At 75.6% G+C, this 18,970-nt stretch carries 19 protein-coding genes, 1 tRNA gene and 1 pseudogene; 7 read left to right on the forward strand and 14 right to left on the reverse strand.

The annotated features are described in order from the left end of the window. The 7 genes and pseudogenes from KPL60_RS00335 to KPL60_RS00365 all read right to left on the reverse strand — a co-directional run. A pseudogene (locus KPL60_RS00335) lies at window positions 1-220 on the reverse strand (cytochrome P450); the annotation flags it as partial. A gap of 47 nt (window positions 221-267) precedes the next feature. Next, the gene (locus KPL60_RS00340; RefSeq protein ID WP_226364507.1) at window positions 268-1,227 is read right to left on the reverse strand and encodes a ketopantoate reductase family protein; all 960 of its coding nucleotides are present in this window, start codon (window positions 1,225-1,227) and stop codon (window positions 268-270) included. Between the two features lie 202 nt (window positions 1,228-1,429). Next, window positions 1,430-1,505: transfer RNA gene (locus KPL60_RS00345), tRNA-Ala, on the reverse strand. Between the two features lie 52 nt (window positions 1,506-1,557). Continuing rightward, the gene (glpR, locus tag KPL60_RS34385; RefSeq protein ID WP_308016616.1) at window positions 1,558-2,745 is read right to left on the reverse strand and encodes a gephyrin-like molybdotransferase receptor GlpR; all 1,188 of its coding nucleotides are present in this window, start codon (window positions 2,743-2,745) and stop codon (window positions 1,558-1,560) included. A 203-nt stretch (window positions 2,746-2,948) separates the two neighbouring features. Continuing rightward, on the reverse strand, window positions 2,949-3,614 hold the full coding sequence (locus KPL60_RS00355; RefSeq protein ID WP_226355126.1) for a GNAT family N-acetyltransferase: 666 nt from the start codon (window positions 3,612-3,614) through the stop codon (window positions 2,949-2,951). A 5-nt stretch (window positions 3,615-3,619) separates the two neighbouring features. Beyond that, the gene (gene glp / locus KPL60_RS00360; RefSeq protein ID WP_100879581.1) at window positions 3,620-4,840 is read right to left on the reverse strand and encodes a gephyrin-like molybdotransferase Glp; all 1,221 of its coding nucleotides are present in this window, start codon (window positions 4,838-4,840) and stop codon (window positions 3,620-3,622) included. Window positions 4,841-4,842: 2 nt separating this feature from the next. Beyond that, window positions 4,843-5,745 carry a UTP--glucose-1-phosphate uridylyltransferase gene (locus KPL60_RS00365; RefSeq protein WP_226355124.1) on the reverse strand — a complete coding sequence of 301 codons (903 nt, stop codon included), beginning with the start codon at window positions 5,743-5,745 and terminating at the stop codon, window positions 4,843-4,845. 36 nt (window positions 5,746-5,781) lie between these two features. Between KPL60_RS00365 and KPL60_RS00370 the strand changes: the two genes are divergently transcribed. From KPL60_RS00370 to KPL60_RS00380, 3 genes are all read left to right on the forward strand, one after another. Beyond that, window positions 5,782-6,429 (forward strand): 5-formyltetrahydrofolate cyclo-ligase, encoded by a 648-nt coding sequence (locus KPL60_RS00370; RefSeq protein ID WP_226364508.1) that lies wholly within the window; start codon window positions 5,782-5,784, stop codon window positions 6,427-6,429. Window positions 6,430-6,536: 107 nt separating this feature from the next. Then, window positions 6,537-6,896, forward strand: coding sequence for an FmdB family zinc ribbon protein (locus KPL60_RS00375; RefSeq protein ID WP_226364509.1), 360 nt, complete (start codon window positions 6,537-6,539; stop codon window positions 6,894-6,896). Window positions 6,897-6,996: 100 nt separating this feature from the next. Beyond that, a complete protein-coding gene (locus KPL60_RS00380; protein WP_226364510.1) occupies window positions 6,997-7,647 on the forward strand; it encodes an SAF domain-containing protein in 651 nt (216 codons plus the stop codon). A 19-nt stretch (window positions 7,648-7,666) separates the two neighbouring features. Here KPL60_RS00380 and KPL60_RS00385 read toward each other — a convergent pair whose 3' ends face one another. Then, a complete protein-coding gene (locus tag KPL60_RS00385) occupies window positions 7,667-8,977 on the reverse strand; it encodes an acyl-CoA dehydrogenase family protein (protein ID WP_226364511.1) in 1,311 nt (436 codons plus the stop codon). Window positions 8,978-9,280: 303 nt separating this feature from the next. On the opposite strand from KPL60_RS00385, the gene KPL60_RS00390 reads away from it, so the two are divergent. Genes KPL60_RS00390 through KPL60_RS00400 form a run of 3 tightly spaced genes read left to right on the forward strand, consistent with a single transcriptional unit; the run spans window position 9,281 to window position 12,406 of the window. After that, window positions 9,281-9,751: an Rrf2 family transcriptional regulator gene (locus KPL60_RS00390; RefSeq protein ID WP_208823182.1), complete on the forward strand. Its 471-nt coding sequence runs from the start codon at window positions 9,281-9,283 to the stop codon at window positions 9,749-9,751. A gap of 22 nt (window positions 9,752-9,773) precedes the next feature. Further along, a complete protein-coding gene (locus tag KPL60_RS00395) occupies window positions 9,774-11,078 on the forward strand; it encodes an acyl-CoA dehydrogenase family protein (RefSeq protein ID WP_226364512.1) in 1,305 nt (434 codons plus the stop codon). Continuing rightward, window positions 11,078-12,406 carry a DNA-binding protein gene (locus tag KPL60_RS00400; protein ID WP_226364513.1) on the forward strand — a complete coding sequence of 443 codons (1,329 nt, stop codon included), beginning with the start codon at window positions 11,078-11,080 and terminating at the stop codon, window positions 12,404-12,406. The genes KPL60_RS00395 and KPL60_RS00400 overlap by 1 nt, the downstream gene beginning before the upstream one ends. A 15-nt stretch (window positions 12,407-12,421) precedes the next feature. On the opposite strand, the gene KPL60_RS00405 is transcribed toward KPL60_RS00400, so the two are convergent. Beyond that, window positions 12,422-12,589: a hypothetical protein gene (locus KPL60_RS00405; protein WP_167379102.1), complete on the reverse strand. Its 168-nt coding sequence runs from the start codon at window positions 12,587-12,589 to the stop codon at window positions 12,422-12,424. Window positions 12,590-12,755: 166 nt separating this feature from the next. Between KPL60_RS00405 and KPL60_RS00410 the strand changes: the two genes are divergently transcribed. After that, window positions 12,756-13,175: an antitoxin gene (locus tag KPL60_RS00410; RefSeq protein ID WP_226355120.1), complete on the forward strand. Its 420-nt coding sequence runs from the start codon at window positions 12,756-12,758 to the stop codon at window positions 13,173-13,175. 72 nt (window positions 13,176-13,247) lie between these two features. On the opposite strand, the gene KPL60_RS00415 is transcribed toward KPL60_RS00410, so the two are convergent. The 5 genes from KPL60_RS00415 to KPL60_RS00435 form a co-directional block, all read right to left on the reverse strand. Then, window positions 13,248-13,739 (reverse strand): molybdenum cofactor biosynthesis protein B, encoded by a 492-nt coding sequence (locus KPL60_RS00415; RefSeq protein ID WP_373324192.1) that lies wholly within the window; start codon window positions 13,737-13,739, stop codon window positions 13,248-13,250. Between the two features lie 223 nt (window positions 13,740-13,962). Next, window positions 13,963-15,723, reverse strand: coding sequence for a S1C family serine protease (locus KPL60_RS00420; protein WP_226364514.1), 1,761 nt, complete (start codon window positions 15,721-15,723; stop codon window positions 13,963-13,965). Window positions 15,724-15,786: 63 nt separating this feature from the next. Then, the gene (locus KPL60_RS00425) at window positions 15,787-17,235 is read right to left on the reverse strand and encodes a HAMP domain-containing sensor histidine kinase (RefSeq protein WP_255655128.1); all 1,449 of its coding nucleotides are present in this window, start codon (window positions 17,233-17,235) and stop codon (window positions 15,787-15,789) included. A gap of 5 nt (window positions 17,236-17,240) precedes the next feature. Then, window positions 17,241-17,936, reverse strand: a complete 696-nt coding sequence (locus tag KPL60_RS00430; RefSeq protein ID WP_062400160.1) for a response regulator transcription factor — start codon at window positions 17,934-17,936, stop codon at window positions 17,241-17,243. A gap of 77 nt (window positions 17,937-18,013) precedes the next feature. Then, the gene (locus KPL60_RS00435; RefSeq protein ID WP_226364516.1) at window positions 18,014-18,871 is read right to left on the reverse strand and encodes an NAD(P)-dependent oxidoreductase; all 858 of its coding nucleotides are present in this window, start codon (window positions 18,869-18,871) and stop codon (window positions 18,014-18,016) included. Window positions 18,872-18,970 lie beyond the last annotated feature (99 nt).

The raw sequence follows: 18,970 nt of genomic DNA on the forward strand, positions 1-18,970 counted from the left end.
CCAGCACCAGCTGCGGGAAGCTCGGATGCCCCCGGTCGGCGCTGAACCGCCGGTCGTTGAGCACGGTGCGGACGTCCTCGTGGCGGCTGACCACCCACGCCGCCCGGCCGTCGGGCAGCCGGACCCGCGCGACCGGGTCCTCCTCCCGGATCCTCGCGTAGGCCGGCGGCGGGGCGAACGGGCAGGTACGGGCCTGCGGGAACTCGTCGATGGTCGTCATGTCGTCCTCCGGTACGTGGGCGGTGGGCGCGGGCGGGTGGGCGGTGCTCAGCCGGCCCCGGCCCGGGCGAAGAGATGCTCGGCCGCCTCGAGGCGGGGCGTGGCCACGCCGAGCCGGCGTGCCTCGGCGAGGGCGTCCCGGCAGACCGCACGCGGCTCCTCGGCCCCGGGATCGGCGTGCGCCGTGAAGCTGAGACGCGCGGGAGGGAGGACGACGGTCGCCAGGGCGAGCGCGCCGCCGACCGCCCAGGCGGGAGCACGCAACGGGAGGAGACCGACCCGGTGCCGGCTCAGGTCGACACCCCGTGCCTCGAGGACCGGCAGCAGCTCACGACCGACCAGCATCGCCGCACGCAGATCCCCCGGCGCCCCGGCGAGGTTCGCCAGCACGCCCCGCCGCAGCCCCTGCGCGTGCATCCCGGCGTCCGCCGCGAAGTGGATCCACAGCCAACCGCGGAAGTCGGGCTGCTCGTGGATCCGCAGGCCGGCCCCGCGGAAGATCGTGCGGACGGCCGACTCGCGTTCGGTGGGCGCCGCGCCGAGGATGCCGAACAGGACCGACGGCAGCAGCATCGCGCGCAGCACGCCGTCCGCGCCGAAACCGCCTCCCGCCTGCGGGAAACCCCAGGCGACCCGATCGACCGGGAGATCGCCGATCGCGGTGAGCGGCTCGTCCCAGATGTTGCCGAAGACCAGCACGGTGGCCCGGCCGATCCGCGGCGCCAGGAACGCGGCGGCCTCGGCGAGGCGGTGGTGCCCCACGCTCAGCACGATCAGATCGACGTCGTGGTCGGCCTCGAGCTCCTCCCGGAGGCGCACCGGCCACCGCTCGACGACGCGCCGCCCCCACGGCCGGTGCCGCAGGTCGGCCAGCTCGACGTCGACCGCGTCGCCGTAGGCCGCGGCGCGCCCCGGGCGGACGAGGAACTCGACCTCGTGGCCGGCCTGTTCCAGCACCCGGCCGTACACCGTCGCGATCACGCCACGGCCGATCATCAGGATCTTCACGCCGCACCCCACCTTCAATTGGAGACTATCTCCACTTCGACGATATGGAGACAGTCTCCAGATGTCAACGCAGACGGGCGCGACGAGGTCCGCCGGGCGGCGGCGGGCGCGGGATCCGGCCCCGGAACGCACGAAGGGCCGCCCTCCCCTGGGGGAGAACGGCCCTTCGCGAACGGAACGTCCGTGGACAGAATTCAGATGGTGGTGGAGCTGAGGGGAATCGAACCCCTGACCTTCTCGATGCGAACGAGACGCGCTACCAACTGCGCTACAGCCCCAGGTGTATCAGGCCCGCCCTCGCGGGCTGACCTGAAGAACCCTAACAGACCCCTATTCACCCACCGCACGCCGGTGGGGGGTACCCGTGTCGAACTCGTCGGGCTCCTCCTCGGCGTCCACGTCGACCAGCGACGTCCCGGCCGGGACGGGCGGCGGCGGGGCCGCGGCGAGGCGCGGGAGCGACGACTCGTGCTCGGTCCCGACGGGTCCCTCGACGGTGCGGCCGCGGGCAGGGAGCACACCCAGCGGCTCGCCGGTGCCGCGGACCCGGGTGGGCTCGCCGTCGTCGGCGGTCCAGTCGTCGTCCTCGTCGGCGCCCGCGGTGACGGGGGCCGCGGTCGCGCGGATCTCGTCGTCGGCCCGCTCCTCGGCGGAGGCGTCGCGGCCGCGGTGGGCCCACTCGTCGAGCTCGGGGTCGTCGGCGGCCGGGGACTGCCGGGTGCCGGCCAGGCGCGCGGCGCGGCGGGCCCGGATGCCCTCCTCGATGCGGACCTGGCGGCGCAGGTAGGTCAGGTAGCCGACCAGGCCCGCGCCGACGACACCGGTGACCCACCAGAACACCGTCGAGACCAGCAGCGCGGCCGCACCGGCGGCGAGCAGCAGGACCAGTAGACCGAGGACGACGCGCTGGCGGAACGCGTACTTGGCGTGCGCGGCCGCGGCGGCGGCCTCGGGGTCGAAGCCCCCGCGGCCGGGGCGGTAGCGGGCCGGCGGGCGGGACCAGCCCTCCTCGTCGATCTCGTCGACCTCGTCGAGGCCGTCGGCGTCGGCCCCGTGCTCGTCGTCGACGTCGACGGGCCCGGCGGGCTCGTGGTCGTCGTCGGACCGGGGGTCGCGCTCCCGGTCCGACCGGACCCGCTCGTCGGGATAGACGTCGTCGTCGTGGTCGACGAGGTCGTGGTCGTCGTGGTCGGCGCCCCCGGGGCCGCGGACCCGGCCCTCGTCGTCGATCTCGGTGTCCTCGACGTCGTCGTAGGCGTAGTGGTCGGCCTCGTCGGAGCGCTCGCGGGGAGCGGGGACGTCGTCCCGCGCCTCCGCCAGCTCGCCGACCGTGGTCGGACCGGATCGCTGTGTCACAAGAACCTCCGGGTGTCGATGCCGCGCGGGACGTTCCAGCACCCGCCCGGACAGCAGCGCCGGGCTGAGCCGGGCCACTTCCTGCTGACGCCGGGCGACGGTCGGAACGAGGATCAGCAGCCAGAGCACGACCAGACCCACGAAGATCAGAGAGCTGGGCACGGCTGCCTCCTCCCCCGACCGGCGCAGTCCACCCGGTGGAACGGCCCCGATCCGCGCCACCACCGATCACCGTAATCGGGCGGACGTCCGCACCCGGGTCACGACGCGCCGTGGTCCCTCGGACGGACGGTGCGAAACCAGGGACGTGCGGTACACGTGTGACTCCGGTGAGTGATCGAACGAGGTGCGGGCGCTGCGCAGGGTCAGGCCCGCGAGGCGCGTCCGTCCCGCACCAGCCGGGCCGCGAAACCACCCGGCGGGACCTCCTCGGCGGTCACCGCGTAGGCGTAGTGGTCGCGCCAGGCGCCGTCGACGTCGAGGTAGCGCTGCAGCAGTCCCTCGCGGCGCAGCCCGAGCCGGGCGAGCACGGCGATGCTGGCCACGTTCTCCGGGCGGACCGTGGCCTCGATCCGGTGCAGCCGGACCGGGCCGAAGCAGTGGTCCAGGACGAGCGCGACGGCCGCGGTGGTGATCCCGCGCCCGCCCAGGGTCGAGTCGAGCCAGTAGCCGACGTAGCCCGACAGCAGCGGCTCCCGCACGACGTTGCCGACCATGACGTGGCCGGCCATCGCGCCGTCGACGGTGATCGCGAACGGCAGCGACAGCCCGCGCCGGGCGGCCCCGCGCAGCAGCCACCAGCGGCCGGGCCACTCCACCCCGGAGTTGCGGCGGGACCACCCGCCGTAGGTCGTCGGCTCCCAGGGGCGCAGGAAGTGCTCGTCGCGCACCCGGATCCGGGCCCAGTCACCGCCGTCGCGCAGCCGTACCGGGCGCAGCCCCACCTCGTGCCCGCGCACCCGCAGCGGTCCGAGGACGGCGGGCCAGCCGGGGTGACCGCCGGGCGGTTCGGGGACGGCGGACGGCGGCACGCGGCTCAGTTCCGCCCGCGGGGAACCAGCTCGACGTGCTCACCGACGGTCATCTCGGTCACGTCCTCGTCGATGACCGCCAGCGCGTTGACCTCGGACAACACGGCCAGCAGGTGGGTGCCCGACACCCCGAGCGGCTGGGCGAGCAGCTCGCCGCCGTCGTCGGAGCGCAGCAGCCGCGCCGGGATGTAGGACCGGCGCCCGGCCGGGGAGACGATCGGGGAGGTCAGCCGGGCGGTCCAGGTGCGCCGCATCGGCTCCTGGCCCAGCGCCAGCCGGATCAGCGGCCGGACGAACACCTCGAACAGCACCAGCGCGGTCGCCGGGTGCGACGGGAACAGGAACACCGGCACGGCGTCCGGGCCGAGCCGGCCGTAGCCCTGCGCGGAACCGGGGTGCATCGCGACGCGGGTGTCGTCGATGCCACCGAGGTCGGCGAGCCCGCTCTTGGCCTCGGCCGCGGTCGTCCCGCCGCCCGCACCGCAGACCACGACGATCTCCGACGCCGGCAGCAGGTCCTCGACGGCGCCACGGATCTCCGCGGCGCTGCCGCCGACGGTGCGGGGCCGGTTGGTCTCCGCGCCCGCCTCGCGGGCGGCGGCGACCACGGCGTGCGAGCAGACGTCGGCGACCTGCCCGGACGACGCCGAGCGGCTCACCTCCACCAGCTCGTCGCCGACCGAGACGACCGACACCCGCGGCCGCGGGTGCACCAGCAGCTTGTCCCGGCCCGCAGCGGCGAGCATCGCGACCTGGGCCGAGCCGACGACGTCGCCCTCGCGGACGGCGACGTCACCGGACTGGACGTCCTCCCCCACCCGGCGCACGAAGCCGGCCGACGGCACGCCGCGCCGGATCGTGAGGCGCGCGGTGCCGCCGTCGGTCCACCCCAGCGGCGCGACGGCGTCGGCGAGGGTCGGCAGCGGCGCCCCCGCCGCGACGCGGACGGCCTGGCCGGGCTGCAGCCGCAGCGGCTGACGGGACCCGGCGGCGATCTCCCCCACCACCGGGACGGTGACCGGGGAGGCGTCGGTGGCCCCGGCCACGTCGACGCTGCGCACCGCGTAGCCGTCGATCGCGGCCTGGTCGAAGACCGGCAGCGGACGCGCCGCGACGACCTCCTCGGCGCTGCGCAGCCCCTGCGCGTCGGTGATCGCGACGCGCACCGGGGCCGGGCGCACCGCCACGTCCAGGATCCGGGACAGGTGATCGGTGACCGTGCGCACTCTCAGTCCTTCAGTCGCTCGTTCAGCCAGGTCCGCAGGTCCTCGCCGTACTCCGGGTGCTGCAGCATGAAGTCGACGTAGGCCCGCGCGTACCCGGCGGGGTTGCCCAGGTCGTGGCGCCCGCCGCGGTGCACGACGACGTGCACCGGGTGCCCCTCGGAGATCAGCAGCGCGACGGCGTCGGTCAGCTGCAGCTCACCGCCCGCGCCGGGGGTGATCCGGTCCAGCGCGTCGAAGATCGCGCGGTCGAGCAGGTAGCGACCGGCCGCGGCGAAGGTCGACGGGGCCTCGTCCGGGGCAGGCTTCTCGACCATCCCGTGGACCTGCTTGACGTCGTCGTCGCCGGTGTCGGAGACCTCGAAGACGCCGTAGGCCGAGATCTGCTCGCGCGGCACGTCGAAGGCGCAGAGGACGCTGCCGCCGTGCTCCTCGCGGACCTGCGCCATGCGGGCGAGGACCCCGGTCGGGAGGACCAGGTCGTCGGGCAGCAGGACGGCGACGGCCTGCTCGTCGTCGGCCAGTGCCGGGCCGGCCTGGGCGACGGCGTGGCCGAGGCCCTTGGGCTCGTACTGGTACACCGAGTCGACCTCGAGCAGGCCGGGGGCGCGGCGGACCTTGTCCGCCAGCTCGCCCTTGCCGCGGCCCTCCAGGGTCTTCACCAGGTCGTCGTCGGTGCGGAAGTAGGCCGCGACCGAGTCCTTGCCCGGGGAGGTCACGATCAGCAGCCGCTGTGCGCCGGCCTCGGCGGCCTCCGCGGCGACCAGCTCAATCCCGGGCGTGTCGACGACGGGGAGCAGCTCCTTCGGCACGGCCTTGGTCGTCGGCAGGAACCGGGTGCCCAGACCCGCCGCCGGGACGACGGCGGTGCGGAAGGCCCCGGTGCCGCTGGACGTCTGCACGCTCATGGTCGGCGAGCCTAGCCACAGCTCTAGCCTGGAGCCGTGACGGCTCGCGCGGAGGACAGGGGTGGATCGTCGCCTGATCAGGGTGGACGAGCCGCTGACGCCAAGCGGTCGCTGCGGCGCACGCTGCTGGCGGAGCGTCGCGGGCGCCCGGTCGCCGACCGGGCCGCGACGACCGCCGCGCTGTCCGCGCACCTGTGCGCGCTCGCCGCCGCGACGCCCGGCCCGGTGGCCTGCTACCTGCCGATCGGCACCGAACCCGGCGGGGCGGGACCGGGCGTGCCGTCGCTGCCCGACGCGCTGGTCGCCGCCGGTCACGAGGTCCTCGCCCCGGTGGTCCCGGACGCGCCGGGACCGCTGGACTGGACCGCCTACCGCGGCCCGGACGACCTGGCCCCCGGGCCGCTCGGGGTCGTCGAGCCGACCGGTCCCCGGCTCGGGCCCGCCGCGCTCGCGTCGGCCGGCCTGGTCGTGGTGCCCGCGCTGGCCGTCGACCGGCACGGGCGGCGCCTGGGCCGCGGCGGCGGCTTCTACGACCGGACGCTCGCGCTCGCCGCGCCCGGCGCCCTGCTGGTCGTCCCGCTGCACGACGGCGAGCTGCTCGACGACGTCCCGGCCGAGGACCACGACGTCGCGGTGGGGGCGGTCGTCCTGCCCCGGGACGGGGTGGTGCATCTCTCGCCCTGACCGTGTGGACGGGTCGGAGCGACCGTTGCCTCGGAGTATGCTGGCACTCGCTCTCGCCGAGTGCCAGCCCGCGGGCGGGCACCGCCCCAGTTCGTCCGGAGGATGTTGTGCCGACCTACCAGTACGCATGCACCGCGTGTGACCACCGCTTCGAGGCGGTGCAGTCGTTCTCCGACGACGCCCTCAGCACCTGCCCGAACTGCGGCGGGAAGCTGCGCAAGGTCTTCTCCTCGGTGGGCATCGTGTTCAAGGGCAGCGGCTTCTACCGCACCGACTCCCGCTCGGGCTCGGTGAGCAGCGGGTCCGGCTCCTCGTCGGAGTCGGCGAAGTCCGACAGCTCCTCGTCGAGCTCGTCGTCCTCGGACTCCACGTCCTCGTCGAGCTCCTCGTCCTCCTCGGACTCCTCGTCGTCGAGCTCCTCGTCGAGCTCGGCCGGCACGTCGTCCTCGAAGGCCGCCGCTTCCTGATCCGTCCACAACCGGCCGGGTTGTCCACAGGCCGGTGGATCGGCCCGTCATCGGCCGTGTCCCGCCCTAGCGTCGGAACGACGACGGCGGAGGGGCGGCCATGGCGGAGCAGACACAGCGGGCGGACCGCCCGTGGGACCGGCTGCTACGGCGGCCCTCCTGGTCACGGGCGTTGCTGGCCCGCCGGGTGCTGGCCGCCGCCCTCGCGGTCGCGGCCGTGGTGGTGGCACTGCTCCCCGCCGCGGGTGACGAGCGGGTCCCGGTGCTGGTCGCGGCCCGTGACCTCGCCCCCGGCACGGCGCTGGGCCCGGCCGACGTCGTCGTGGCCTCCTGGCCGCCCGCCCTCGCCCCCGCCGGTGCGCTGACCGGGCCCGACGCGGTGGCCGGGCGGCTGCTCGCCGGACCGGTGACCGCGGGCGAGCCGATCGGCGAGCTGCGGCTGGTCGGGTCCGCGCTCGCCGTCGTCACCGGTGGGCCGGGCGCCTCGGCGGTGCCGCTGCGCCCGGCCGACCCGGCGGTGGCCGCACTGCTGTCCCCCGGCTCCCGGGTGGACGTCGTGGCGGGCGGCCCGGACGGCGCGCGTGTGCTGGCCGCCCGGGCCGGGGTGGTGGCGGTGCTGCCACCCGCCCCCGGGGCCGCCGGGGCGCGGGCGGACCCGGGACCGCTGGTGCTGGTCGCACTGCCCGAGGCGGAGGCGACCGCGGTGGCCGCGGCGACGCTGGCCGGCGAGGTCACGGTCACCCTGCGCTGAGCCCCGGTGGCGCCGGGCCTCAGCCGGCGATCGTGCCGATCGACTCGTGCTGCTTGCCGAAGAGGACCATCTCGTCGTCCATGATCGCCCGCGGGTTGAACAGGGGGTCGGCGAGGATGCCGTGCACGCGGCGGCGCTGCATGCCCATGTTGCCGCCGTCGTAGATCGGCAGCACCGCGACCTCGCGCAGCAGCTTGCCGAAGCCGTTCGCGGTCTCCAGGCTGTTGACGCCGACGATCTGCATGCACTTGTAGACGCAGTCGATCATCAGCTCGGTCACCTGGATCTTGTTCATCGCGCCGACCAGCTCGGCGTGCTGGTCGTGCTTGTCCAGGTAGTCCGCGGCCCGCCAGCAGAAGTAGCGCGCCATCTCGATCTTCGACGCGACGTCGCCGAGCACGTAGCCGACGTTCTGGAACTCGATGATCGGCTTCAGGGCGCCCGCGGTGTGGTTGCGGGCGAACTCCAGCGCGGTCTCGTAGGCGGTGCGGGCCATGCCGACGGCGGCGATCGCCGCGACCGGCCCGGACCAGGCGAAGTTCCGGTTGATCACGAGGTCGCCGTTGCCCTCGGCGCCCGGTAGGAGGTTCTCGACCGGGATCCGGGCGTCGGTGAACACGATCTCGGCGTTGGACGCGAGCCGGTGACCGATCTTGTCGAGGTGCCGGAACGTCACCCCGGGGGTGTTCCCCTCCAGGATCAGCGCGGACAGCCCCTCGGTGCCGCCCACGTCCGGGTCGGTCCGGACGATGAGGGTGCCGGCGTTCGTGCCGGTCTCGTCCCAGCCGGCCGACGACGGCCAGTACTTGCGCCCGTTGACGACGAAGTGGTCGCCGTCGCGGACCGCGGTCAGGCCGACGCCGGCCGGTCGCGGCAGCGGGATGTCGAAGTTCGCGGTGCCGCCGGGGTTGCCCGGCGGCTCGCTCGCCGTCCACCCGCCGAGGTAGGTGCCGGTCGGGTCGGAGGTGGCCGCCCGCAGGATGCGTTCCTTCTGCTCGTCGTTGCCGTACCAGGCGATCGGCATCAGCCCGAGGCCGTTGCAGAGCACGGTGCAGGCGAAGCCGGGGTCGACCGCGCAGATCTCCTCGGCCGCGATGACCAGGTCGACGCAGGAGACCCCGCCGCCGCCGTACTCGGCGGGCAGCATGCACATGGCGATGCCCGCCTTGTACGCCTCGACGTAGGCGCCCTTGGTCATCCGGAAGCCCTCGAGCGGGTCGGGCTCGGCGTCCGCCGCCGCGACGACCGGCTGGAGGACGTTCTCGGAGAACGCACGGACGTCGTGCTGCAGCTTGCGCTGCTCGTCGGACAAGGTGAAGTCGACAGGCATGGCGCTTCCCTTCGCATCGGGATCGGGGACGGCACCGGGCCGGAACCGGTACCGGACGTACCGGTTCGGAGATGGTCCGGTGGCAGCCGACGATCGGACCGCGGCACGACCGGCGGAAGCCCTGTGGCACGAGCGGTACGGGCCCTGTCACCAGCGGTCGGGCGACACCCTCACGCACCTCGACAGGCCCGTTCGCGACACCGTCCCGACGCCTGCCACACGAGCTTCACCTGGGGAAACACGGCAGTAACCGGTAGATCGGATACTGCTTTCAGCCCCCGCCGACGAGGAGCGCACCCGCCCGTGAAGCACACCAGCCACGCCGACTACGCCCTCCGTGTCCTCATGTACCTCCGGGTCGCCCCGGACGGGCGGGGCTCGGTCGGCGAGATCGCCGACGCCCACCGCGTCTCCCGCCACCACCTGGAGAAGGTCGTCCAGCGGCTCGCCGCCGCCGGGATCGTCGCGACCTCGCGCGGGCGGGGCGGCGGTGTGCGGCTGGCCGCACGGCCGTCGTCGATCACGGTCGGGGCGGTGATGCGGGCGATGGAGGGCGACTTCGCCGTCGTCGAGTGCCTGGGGCCGGCGCGCTACTGCCGGATCGCGGGGGTGTGCGGGGCCCGCAACGTCTTCTCCGAGGCGCTGGACGCCTACTTCGCCGTCCTCGACGCCGCGACCCTCGACCAGATCGCGGACAACGACCTGGGGCTGCGCGGAGCCCTCGAGCTCACCGGGACCGGCTTCCGCGGCCACGGGTCCGGCTCCTCCCGGTGACCGGACCGGCAGGAGGTGCCCGATGGCCATCGACTTCACGCTCTCCCGTTCCCAGCGCGACCTGAAGCGCCGGGCCCGCGAGTTCGCCCAGGGCGTGCTGCGTCCGGTCGTGGAACGGGCCGAGTCGCTCCCCGACCCGCAGGAGGCGTTCCGCGCGACCCGCCCCGCCTACGAGGCCGCCTATGCCGCCGGGCTGACCACGCTGTTCCTGCCCCGCGAGCTCGGCGGTGGCGGGCTGTCCCAGGTGGACTTCCTGGTCGCGGTCGAGGAGCTGTGCGCGGTCGACCCCGGCTTCGCGACGACGCTGCTCGTCAACGGCCTCGCGTTGAAGCCGCTGCTCTGGGCCGCCCCCGAGGAGCTGCGCGACCGGTGGGTGCGGCGCGCGACCGGTGATCCCACCGGACGCTTCCTGGCCGGCTGGGCGGTGAGCGAGCGGGGCGGGACCGCGAACTTCGACCACCCCGACCACCGGGCCGGTGTCCAGCTCGTCGCCACCCACGACCGCGCCCGCGGCGAGTACGTCCTGCACGGTGAGAAGCACTGGCCGTGCAACGCGGGCGGCTGGGACCTGCGGGGCGCCGACCTGACCGTGTGCATCGTGCGGACCGACCGCACGGCGGGCGGGACCTCGGCGCTGAGCGCCGTCGTCGTCGAGCGGGGCGCGCCGGGGCTGTCGTTCGAGGTGATCGACAAGCTGGCCCACCGGACCTGCCAGAACGTGACGATGACCTTCCGCGGCGTCCACGTCCCCGAGGAGAACGTCTTCGCCCACGGCGACGGGGACCTGCTGGTCAACCGGGCCTTCACCTGGTCGGGGCCGATCGCCGGGATCGCCGCGGTCGGCGTCGCGCGGGCCGCCTTCGAGTTCACGCTCAAGTGGGCGCGGACCTTCACCGGCGGCGGCTCGGCCCCGGTCATCGAGCACCAGGCGGTCGGGAACCTGCTCGCCGACGTCGCGGCGCGGATCGAGGCGGCCCGCTACCTGTGCTGGAAGGCCGCGCACTACCTGGACCGGCACGACGGGCAGGGGCAGGCGCTCGCCGGGATGTCGAAGACGTTCTGCACCGAGCTCGTCACGCAGGTGGTGAACGACTGCATGCGGGTGGTCGGGGTGAACGCCCTGGACCGCCGGTTCCCGATGGAGCGCCTCTACCGCGAGGCCGCCGTCTTCCCCCTCTACGACGCCGGCAACCTGGCCATGCAGCGCCGTCGCACCTGGGGGGTCATGACCGACCCCGGCTACACGCCCGACGTCTTCGCCGACGGCGACCCGCTCACCTTCACGCGATCCATGGAGGGCATCGGCACCGTCCCGGGGGTGCGCTGATGCCCGACCGGGACGGCTCACCGGCCTTCACCCGCACCCGGGACGCGTGGGAACGCTTCGCGGCGGGCGACGAGGTGCCCGCGGACGTGCCGCTGTCGATCGCGCTGTCCTGGCTGCGCTGCCGGGACCTCCACCGGCTCGACCCGCTGGCACCGGTGCACGCCCCCGCCCGCGACGACGCGGTCTACCGCCGCGAGCACGCCTCGGTGTTCACGATGCTCGGCGCCGTCGCGGCGGGGATCGCCGGCCGGCACGACGGGTGCGTCGCCGCCGTCACCGACGGCGACGGCCGGGTGCTGGCCTCGTGGGCGGCACGCGGATCGGGCGGGTCCGCCGCGGCCCCGGGCAGCGTCTGGGCCGAGGCGCGGGCCGGGACCAACGGCGCCGGGACCGCCCTCGCCCACCCGCGGGCGGTCTGTGTGCGGGGGCCGGAGCACTGGAGCTCGGCGCTGCACGACCACAGCTGCGTCTCGACGGCGGTGTGCGACCCGGTGCTCGGGACGGCGGTGGCGGCGCTGACCGTCTCCACCCGGGGCCGCTGCCTGCCGGTCCGCCCCGACGACCTGCTCCTCGCCACCGGCCCCGCACTCCGGGTGCTGTGCGACGCCGCGGCCCGCTCCAGTGCCGTGCTGGCGGGCGCCTTCGTCGACCTGGACCGGCGCGAACGGCGGCCGCTGCTCGCGCTCGACGGCGGCGGCCGGGTCGTCGCGGCGAACGCCGCGGCCTGCCGGCGGGGCCTGCTCCCCCGCTCCGACGGCGGCCGGGCGCTCGGCCGGGCCGTCGCGCCCGCGCTGGTCCGGGCCGCCGGGGACGACACCTGGTCGGGGACGGTCGTCGTCGGTGCCGCGGGGGGTGCCGAGCCGCTGGCGTTCCGGCTGCGCCCGGTGCCCGGCGACGCGGGCCCGGTCGGCTTCCTCGCCGTCGCCGACCGCGCCGGGGCGGGCACCGACGACGTGCTGCCGGTCCCGGCGCCGGCCGCCGACGGGGCCGCGCCGGACCGGGTCGCCGCGGTCGGGCGGGGCGGGCGGCTGCACCTGCTGGCCTGCGACGACGTCCGGCACGCCCGCGCCGACGGCCACGACGTCTGGCTGGTCACCGACCTCGGTGTGCTGCGGGCCGCGCACCGCGGGATCGACCGGCTGGCCCGCGAGCTGGCTCCCGCCGGGTTCCTGCGGGTGCACCGCGGGCACCTCGTGAACACCGCGCGGGTCCGGACGGTGCACCGCGGACCGGACGGCATGACGGTGGGCACCGACCGGGCCGGTACCGAACGGATCCCGGTGTCGCGCCGCGCCGTCCCGGCGGTGCGGGCCGCCCTGGGTCTCTGAGCGCGCCCCGGCGGGTCAGCCGCCGTGGTGCGGGGGACGGTTCTCGGTGAACCAGCGGTCGGGGTCCGCGGTGTCGCGCTCGTCGGCGGCGCCGTAGTCGGCCCGCTCGTCGGCGGTGGTCGAGGGGTCGTCGCCGAAGATCTCCTCGATCCGTCGGCGCATCCGGTCCGCGGGCTCGCTCATGACCCCATGGTGCCGTGCGCGGGCGGCGCGGGTGGACACCGATCCCGCGTCACCGTGCCGTGCCGTGCTCGCGACGCCCCACGACGACGCGTCCGGGTGACACCATGGGGTCAGCCGTACGCATCCGCCCGGGCACCCGGGCGACGACAGGAGAGGTGGACCGCTCATGGGGTTCCTGGACAAGGCACGCGAGGCGGCCGAGAACGCGATCGAGAAGGCGAAGCCGCACCTGGACAAGGCGATGGAGCAGGCCGGCCCGCACCTGGAGAAGGCCAAGGAGAAGGCGGGCCCGCTCGTCGAGAAGGCCGCCGAGAAGGTCGACCAGGCCACCGGCGGCAAGTACTCCGAGCAGATCGACGGGGTGAAGGGGAAGGTCGAGGGCGCACTCGGGCACACCGACCCGGCCGCTCCGGGCGCCGGCACGCACGGCGGCGCCGTCCCGCCGGTGCCGCCCGCCCCGCCCGGGGGTGACGCGCTGAAGCCGGAGGGCAACCCGGCCGCGTCGCAGCAGCCGCCGGCCGTGCCGCCGGTGCCGCCGGAGCGCAAGGACGACGGCGGCGTCCCGCCGGTGCCCCCGGCGAACTGACCCGCACACGACGAACGGGCCCCGGCTTCCGCCGGGGCCCGTTCGCGTGGTGCGACCAGCCCGTGGGGCCGGTCAGTCGTCGAGGCCGGACAGCTCCGAGATGACGTGCGGGACGAGCGGGGTCAGCGTCGCCATGCCGTCGCGGACGGCGGCGCGGGAGGCGGCCAGGTTGACCACAAGCGTGCTGCCCGAGACGCCGACGACCCCACGGGACACCCCGGCGTCGACCGCACCGGCGGCGAGGCCGGAGGCGCGGATGGCCTCGGCGATCCCCGGCACCGGCCGGTCGAGGACACCGGTGGTGGCGTCCGGCGTGACGTCGCGGGGCGACACGCCCGTGCCGCCGACGGTCACCACCAGGTCGACGCCGCCGATCACGGCGGTGTTCAGCGCGCTGCGGATGGCCACCACGTCGCCGGGGGCCGAGACCACGCCGTCGACGAGGAAGTGGGCCTCCTCCAGCAGCTCGGTGACCAGCGGCCCGGTGCCGTCGGACCGCTCACCCGCACTGACCCGGTCGTCGACGATCACCACGAGGGCACGGCCGATCTGCGGACCCGACATCTCCATGGCGGTCACCCTAGCGTCGGCCGGGGCGCGGCCCCGGGGAGGCCGTGGCGGTGCGGGGAGGGGGACCGGCACCGACACGACGCTCCGGGCGCATTCGGTGGGGCACCACCGGATACGGGGACACCCCATCACGCCGGTTCTTCACCCGTCAACGACGTGCGGTGCGTGCCACCCACCCGGCCCCGTCCGGTCGGACGGACTGCACCCGGGCAGGCCCTCACTGCTCGCCCAGTGTCACCTCGACGGTCCGGGTCGCCCCGCCGGCGTCGACGACCTCCAACTGGACGACGCTGCCCGGCGGCTGCGACCGCACCGCGGCCTGCAGGTCGGTGCCGGTGGTGATCCGCTGGTCGCCGAGCCGGGCGACGATCTCCTGCAGGCGCAGCCCGGCCTTCGCGGCCGCGCCGTCCGGGGTGACCTCCTGGATCACCGCGCCGCGCAGCTGCGGGTCGTTGCCGACGGTCACGCCGAGCACGGCGTGCGTGGCCTTGCCGCCGCCGCGCAGCTGGTCGGCGATCCGGCGGGCCTGGTTGATCGGGATGGAGAAGCCGACGCCGATCGAGCCGCCGCCCGGCCCGGCCGTCGCGATGGCGGAGTTGATGCCGACGACCCGGCCGTCGGAGTCCACCAGCGGACCCCCGGAGTTCCCGGGGTTGATCGCGGCGTCGGTCTGGATCGCGTTCAGCACGGTGTCGCTCGACCCGGGTGCACCCGACTCGGCGGGGATGCCGACGGCCCGGTCGACGGCCGAGACGATGCCGGTGGTGACCGACCCGCCGAGCCGGAGCGGCGACCCGAACGCGGTGACCTGCTGACCGACCCGGACGCGGTCGGAGTCGCCGAGCTCGACCGTGCTCAGGCCCGGCAGGTCCGTGCGCACGAGCGCGATGTCGGACTGCGGGTCCTGCCCGACGATCGTCCCGATGGCGGTGCGGCCGTCCTGCAGGACCACGCGCAGCGTGCCGCCCTGGGCCGCCGGGGCGACGACGTGGTTGTTGGTGAGGATCAGGCCGTCGTTGCCGACGATCATGCCGGAGCCCTCGCCGCGGTCACCGACGTTGCCCGCGCCGCCGTCGACGCGGATCTGCACGACGGCGGGCAGCACCTTCTCGGCGACGGCCTCGACCGAGCCGGACGGCGCCGTGCCCCCCGACCCGCCCGCGAGGCGCGCGCCGATCAGGCCGCCGAGGGCGCCCGCGACCAGCGCGACGAGCAGCCCGGCCGCGACCAGGACGACACCCCGGCGGCCGCGGCCGGGCGGACGCCGCGGTGCGGGCGGCGCGCCGACCGCCCACGGGGGCGGGGCGGGCTCGCCGGGGGCGGCCGCGCCGGTCGCGTCCGGGTGCGCCGGGAGCTCCCGGGTGCCGTCCGCCGGCACCGGCGTCGTGTCGGTCGGGGTGTCCGGGGTGGCCGCGTCGGGCGTGGCGCCGTCGGAGCCCGCGACGGGCGCGTCGGCGGCGGTGGAGCCGGGGCGGGCCCACGGGTTGGCGGGCACGGCCCAGCGGTCGGTGGGCGGGTCCTGGGTGGAGACGGCCTCGGTGTCGGGGTCGTGGTCGTGGTGCGGGGCGGCGTCCTCGTCCGCCGGGGTGGCGGGGGACGCGCCGGCCGCGGTCGTCGCGGCGGTCGTGCCGGACCGGGTGGACGCGTCGCCGTCGGCGGTCGCGGGGGTCGTCGCGGGCTCGCCGCCCGCGCCGGCCGCGGCGGCATCGCCGGCCGGGCCCGCTCCGGCGCCGTCCCCGGCGGCGCCCGGCGAGCCGGTGGCCGGAGCGTCGGTGACCCCGTCCGACGCGGACCCGTCGGCGGAGGACCCCGACGACGACCGTGGCCCGTCCTGCTCCGGGGCGGCGTCGCCGGAGGACCCGGCCGCTCCCGCGGTGGCGGAGGGCCCGCCCTCGCGGCCGGCCGCGTCCCCGGAGGCCCCGCCGGACGTCCCCGCTCCGGTGCGGGTCGGCTCGTCGGGCGGGTTGTCCTGGGTCATGCGTCCACCGTCCGTCGTCTCCGTCCGTCGTGTCACCGCTGTGTCACGTCGTGTCACACCAGGCTATGGGCTGTCCGACTCCGCCACGTACCGGCCCGGCAGGGCCATCGAGAGCAGCGCACCGCCCTCCGGGGCGCGCCCGGCCCGCACCTCTCCGCCGTGCCGTGCCGCCGCCTGCGCGACGATCGACAGCCCCAGCCCGGAGCCGGGCATGGTCCGCGAGGTGTCGGCCCGGTAGAAGCGGTCGAACACGTGCGGCAGGTCCTCCGCGGCGATCCCGTCACCCGCGTCCGCCACCTCGATGACCAGCCACTCCGGCGAGATCGGCACCATCGACAGCCGCACCGCGCCGCCGGGCGGGCTCCACTTCACGGCGTTGTCGAGCAGGTTCAGCACGGCCCGTTCGAGGGCGCTGGCGTCGCCGTCGAGGATCCACGGGGTGCGGTGGACGTCGAACTCGACCTCCCCCGCGCGTCGCTTCACCCGGTCCAGGGCGCGGTCGACGATCTCGGTGAGCTCCAGTGCCTCGCTGGTCATGGTCGGGGCGTCGTCGCGGGCGAGCTCGACGAGGTCCCCGACGAGGTGGGACAGCTCCTCGACCTGGGCGCGGACGTCGTCGAGCAGCTCGGTGCGGTCCTGGGCGGGCAGGTCGGGGGTGTCCGGCCGGTCGGCGGAGGCGAGCAGCTCCAGGTTGGTGCGCAGCGAGGTCAGCGGGGTGCGCAGCTCGTGCCCGGCGTCGGCGACGAGCCGGCGCTGCTGTTCCCGCGACGCGGCCAGCGCGCCGAGCATCGTGTTGAACGACTGGGTGAGCCGGGCGAGCTCGTCGGACCCGGAGATGGGGATCGGGCGCAGGTCACCGGTCTTGGCGACGCGTTCGGTCGCCGCGGTCAGCCGCAGCACCGGCCGCAGCCCGGTCCGGGCGACGGCGACCCCGGCGAGCGCGGCCAGCACGACCCCACCCAGCCCGACGATCGGCAGCGCGGTGCCCATCCGGGTCACCACCCGGGTCATCGTGTCGAGCCGCTGGGCCAGCACCAGCGCGCGGCCGTCCCCGGCCCGGACCGCGACGATCCGGTACGGCACGCCGTCGAGCTCGGCGGTGCGGCCCGGCTGGGTCGGCCCGCCCTGGGCGACCTCGATCTCCGGCTCGCCCAGCGGCGGCCGTGACGACTCGTCCGCCGAGGTCGCGACGCCCGAGGAGTAGACGAGCGCGATGTGCAGGTCGGCCGCGCCGAGCACGTCGGGCGGGAGCGCAGCGAGCAGCCGCGGGTCGATCAGGTCGCTCTGCGCCGCGGCGTAGGCACGCTGGCGCAGCGTCTCGTCCAGCGAGCTGGTGAGGTTCTGGCGCACGACGAGGAACGCGGCGGCGGACACGAGCAGCACCATCGCGGCGGCGACGAGTGCGGCGAGCACCCCGATCCGGGCGCGCAGCGTGAACCGCTCGCGGTCCGGCTCGGCCGCGGGCCCGCGGCGCCACCAGCGCTCGGCCCGCTCCTCGTCGGGCGGGAGCAGCTGGGTCACGGCGGGGTGTCCCGCAGGACGTAGCCGACCCCGCGCACGGTGTGGATCAGCCGGGGCTCGCCCTCGGCCTCGGTCTTGCGGCGCAGGTAGCCGACGTAGACCTCCAGGGCGTTGCCGCTGGTCGGGAAGTCGTAGCCCCACACCTGCTCGAGGATCTGGGCGCGGGTCAGCACCCGGCGCGGGTGCGCGAGCAACAGTTCCAGCAGGGAGAACTCGGTGCGGGTGAGGCTGATCGGCCGTCCGCCCCGGGACACCTCGCGGGTGTCGGGGTCCAGCGACAGGTCGCCGAAGGTGAGCGCGGGGCTGGTGCCCGCGTCGCCGTCGGCGTCGGGGGTGCGGCGGCGCAGCAGCGCCCGCAGCCGGGCGAGCAGCTCCTCCAGCGCGAACGGCTTGGGCAGGTAGTCGTCGGCGCCGGCGTCGAGCCCGGCGACCCGGTCGGACACCGCGTCGCGGGCGGTGAGCACGAGGATCGGGAGCGCGTCACCGGCGCTGCGCAACCGCCGGCACACCTCCAGCCCGTCGACGCGCGGCATCATCACGTCCAGGACGAGCGCGTCGGGCCGGTCGGTGAGCATCTTGTCCAGCGCGACCTGGCCGTCCTCGGCGAGGTCGACCTGGTAGCCGTTGAAGGCCAGCGAACGACGCAGCGAGTCCCGGACCGCCTTGTCGTCGTCGACCACCAGAATGCGCATGGGCGCCAGTCTCGCCGACGGCTCTGAGAGGAACCTGAGCAGGCCCTGATCAGCGGGTGGTGATCAGCGCCCGGCGATCAGGACGCCTTGTAGGCGGCGGCCATGTCGTCGCCGCCGTGCCCGCGCTCCGACGCCCGCCGCAGCCGGTCCCGCACCGCGGGCGCGACGTCGAGCCGGGTGCCCGAGGCCTCCGCCGCGGCGACGATCAGGCCCGCGTCCTTGGCCGCGTTGTCGACGGTGAAGCTGGGCGTGAAGTCGTCGTCGAGGATCGCCTTCGCCTTGTTCTGCAGGTAGGGCAGGTCCAGCGGACCGCCGGCGACGGCGTCGAGGAAGGCCTGCGGGTCCACGCCGAGTCCCTGGGCCAGCGCGACCGACTCCCCGGTCGCCGCGGTGATCGCCAGCACCCAGCTGTTGGCGACGAGCTTGAGCCGGCTCGCCTGGGCGGTCGTGTTGTCCTCGGCGACCCAGACGGTCTGCCTGCCGACGGCGTCGAGCACCGGGTCGACGACCGGACGTGCCGCGGGGTCGCCGGCGACGAACACGACGAGCTGCCCGGACTCGGCGGGCGCTCGGGTGCCGAGCACCGGCGCGTCGAGCAGGGTCAGGCCGTGGCGCCCGGCGATCGCGCGGAGCCCGTCGAACGGTTCGACGCCGACGGTGGTCGTCTGCAGCCACACCTGGCCCGGCGCGAGACCGCCGGCGGCCTGCTCGAGGACGGCGGTGACGTCGTCGGCGTCCCCCAGCATCGTCACGACCACGTCGGCGCCGCGCACGGCGTCGGCCGGATCGGTGTGCAGGGCCGCGCCCGCGTCCGCGAGCGGCTGCGCCTTCGCCGCGGTCCGGTTCCAGACCCGCAGGTCCAGCCCGGCCGCGAGGATGTTGTGCCCCATCCCGGCGCCCATGATCCCGGTTCCCAGCAGTGCCACGGTCGTCATGGACCCACCGTAGGTCGATCTCCCTGGGAGCGCCGACGCACGCCGGGTCGTGTGGTCCGGAGCGGTCCGTCGCGGGTCGGGCCCCGTCGCGCCTGCGCG

Source organism: Pseudonocardia sp. ICBG162 (genome assembly GCF_020496225.1).
In the GTDB taxonomy this organism is placed as follows: domain Bacteria; phylum Actinomycetota; class Actinomycetes; order Mycobacteriales; family Pseudonocardiaceae; genus Pseudonocardia; species Pseudonocardia alni.

Bases quoted from the DNA above. Each gene is read 5' to 3' on its own strand.
- KPL60_RS00365 (WP_226355124.1), bottom strand. From the start codon at position 5,745: ATGAGCGTGCAGACGTCCAGCGGCACCGGGGCCTTCCGCACCGCCGTC.
- KPL60_RS00380 (WP_226364510.1), top strand. From the start codon at position 6,997: ATGGCGGAGCAGACACAGCGGGCGGACCGCCCGTGGGACCGGCTGCTA.
- KPL60_RS00385 (WP_226364511.1), bottom strand. From the start codon at position 8,977: ATGCCTGTCGACTTCACCTTGTCCGACGAGCAGCGCAAGCTGCAGCAC.
- KPL60_RS00395 (WP_226364512.1), top strand. From the start codon at position 9,774: ATGGCCATCGACTTCACGCTCTCCCGTTCCCAGCGCGACCTGAAGCGC.
- KPL60_RS00400 (WP_226364513.1), top strand. From the start codon at position 11,078: ATGCCCGACCGGGACGGCTCACCGGCCTTCACCCGCACCCGGGACGCG.
- KPL60_RS00405 (WP_167379102.1), bottom strand. From the start codon at position 12,589: ATGAGCGAGCCCGCGGACCGGATGCGCCGACGGATCGAGGAGATCTTC.
- KPL60_RS00410 (WP_226355120.1), top strand. From the start codon at position 12,756: ATGGGGTTCCTGGACAAGGCACGCGAGGCGGCCGAGAACGCGATCGAG.
- KPL60_RS00415 (WP_373324192.1), bottom strand. From the start codon at position 13,739: ATGTCGGGTCCGCAGATCGGCCGTGCCCTCGTGGTGATCGTCGACGAC.
- KPL60_RS00420 (WP_226364514.1), bottom strand. From the start codon at position 15,723: ATGACCCAGGACAACCCGCCCGACGAGCCGACCCGCACCGGAGCGGGG.
- KPL60_RS00430 (WP_062400160.1), bottom strand. From the start codon at position 17,936: ATGCGCATTCTGGTGGTCGACGACGACAAGGCGGTCCGGGACTCGCTG.
- KPL60_RS00435 (WP_226364516.1), bottom strand. From the start codon at position 18,871: ATGACGACCGTGGCACTGCTGGGAACCGGGATCATGGGCGCCGGGATG.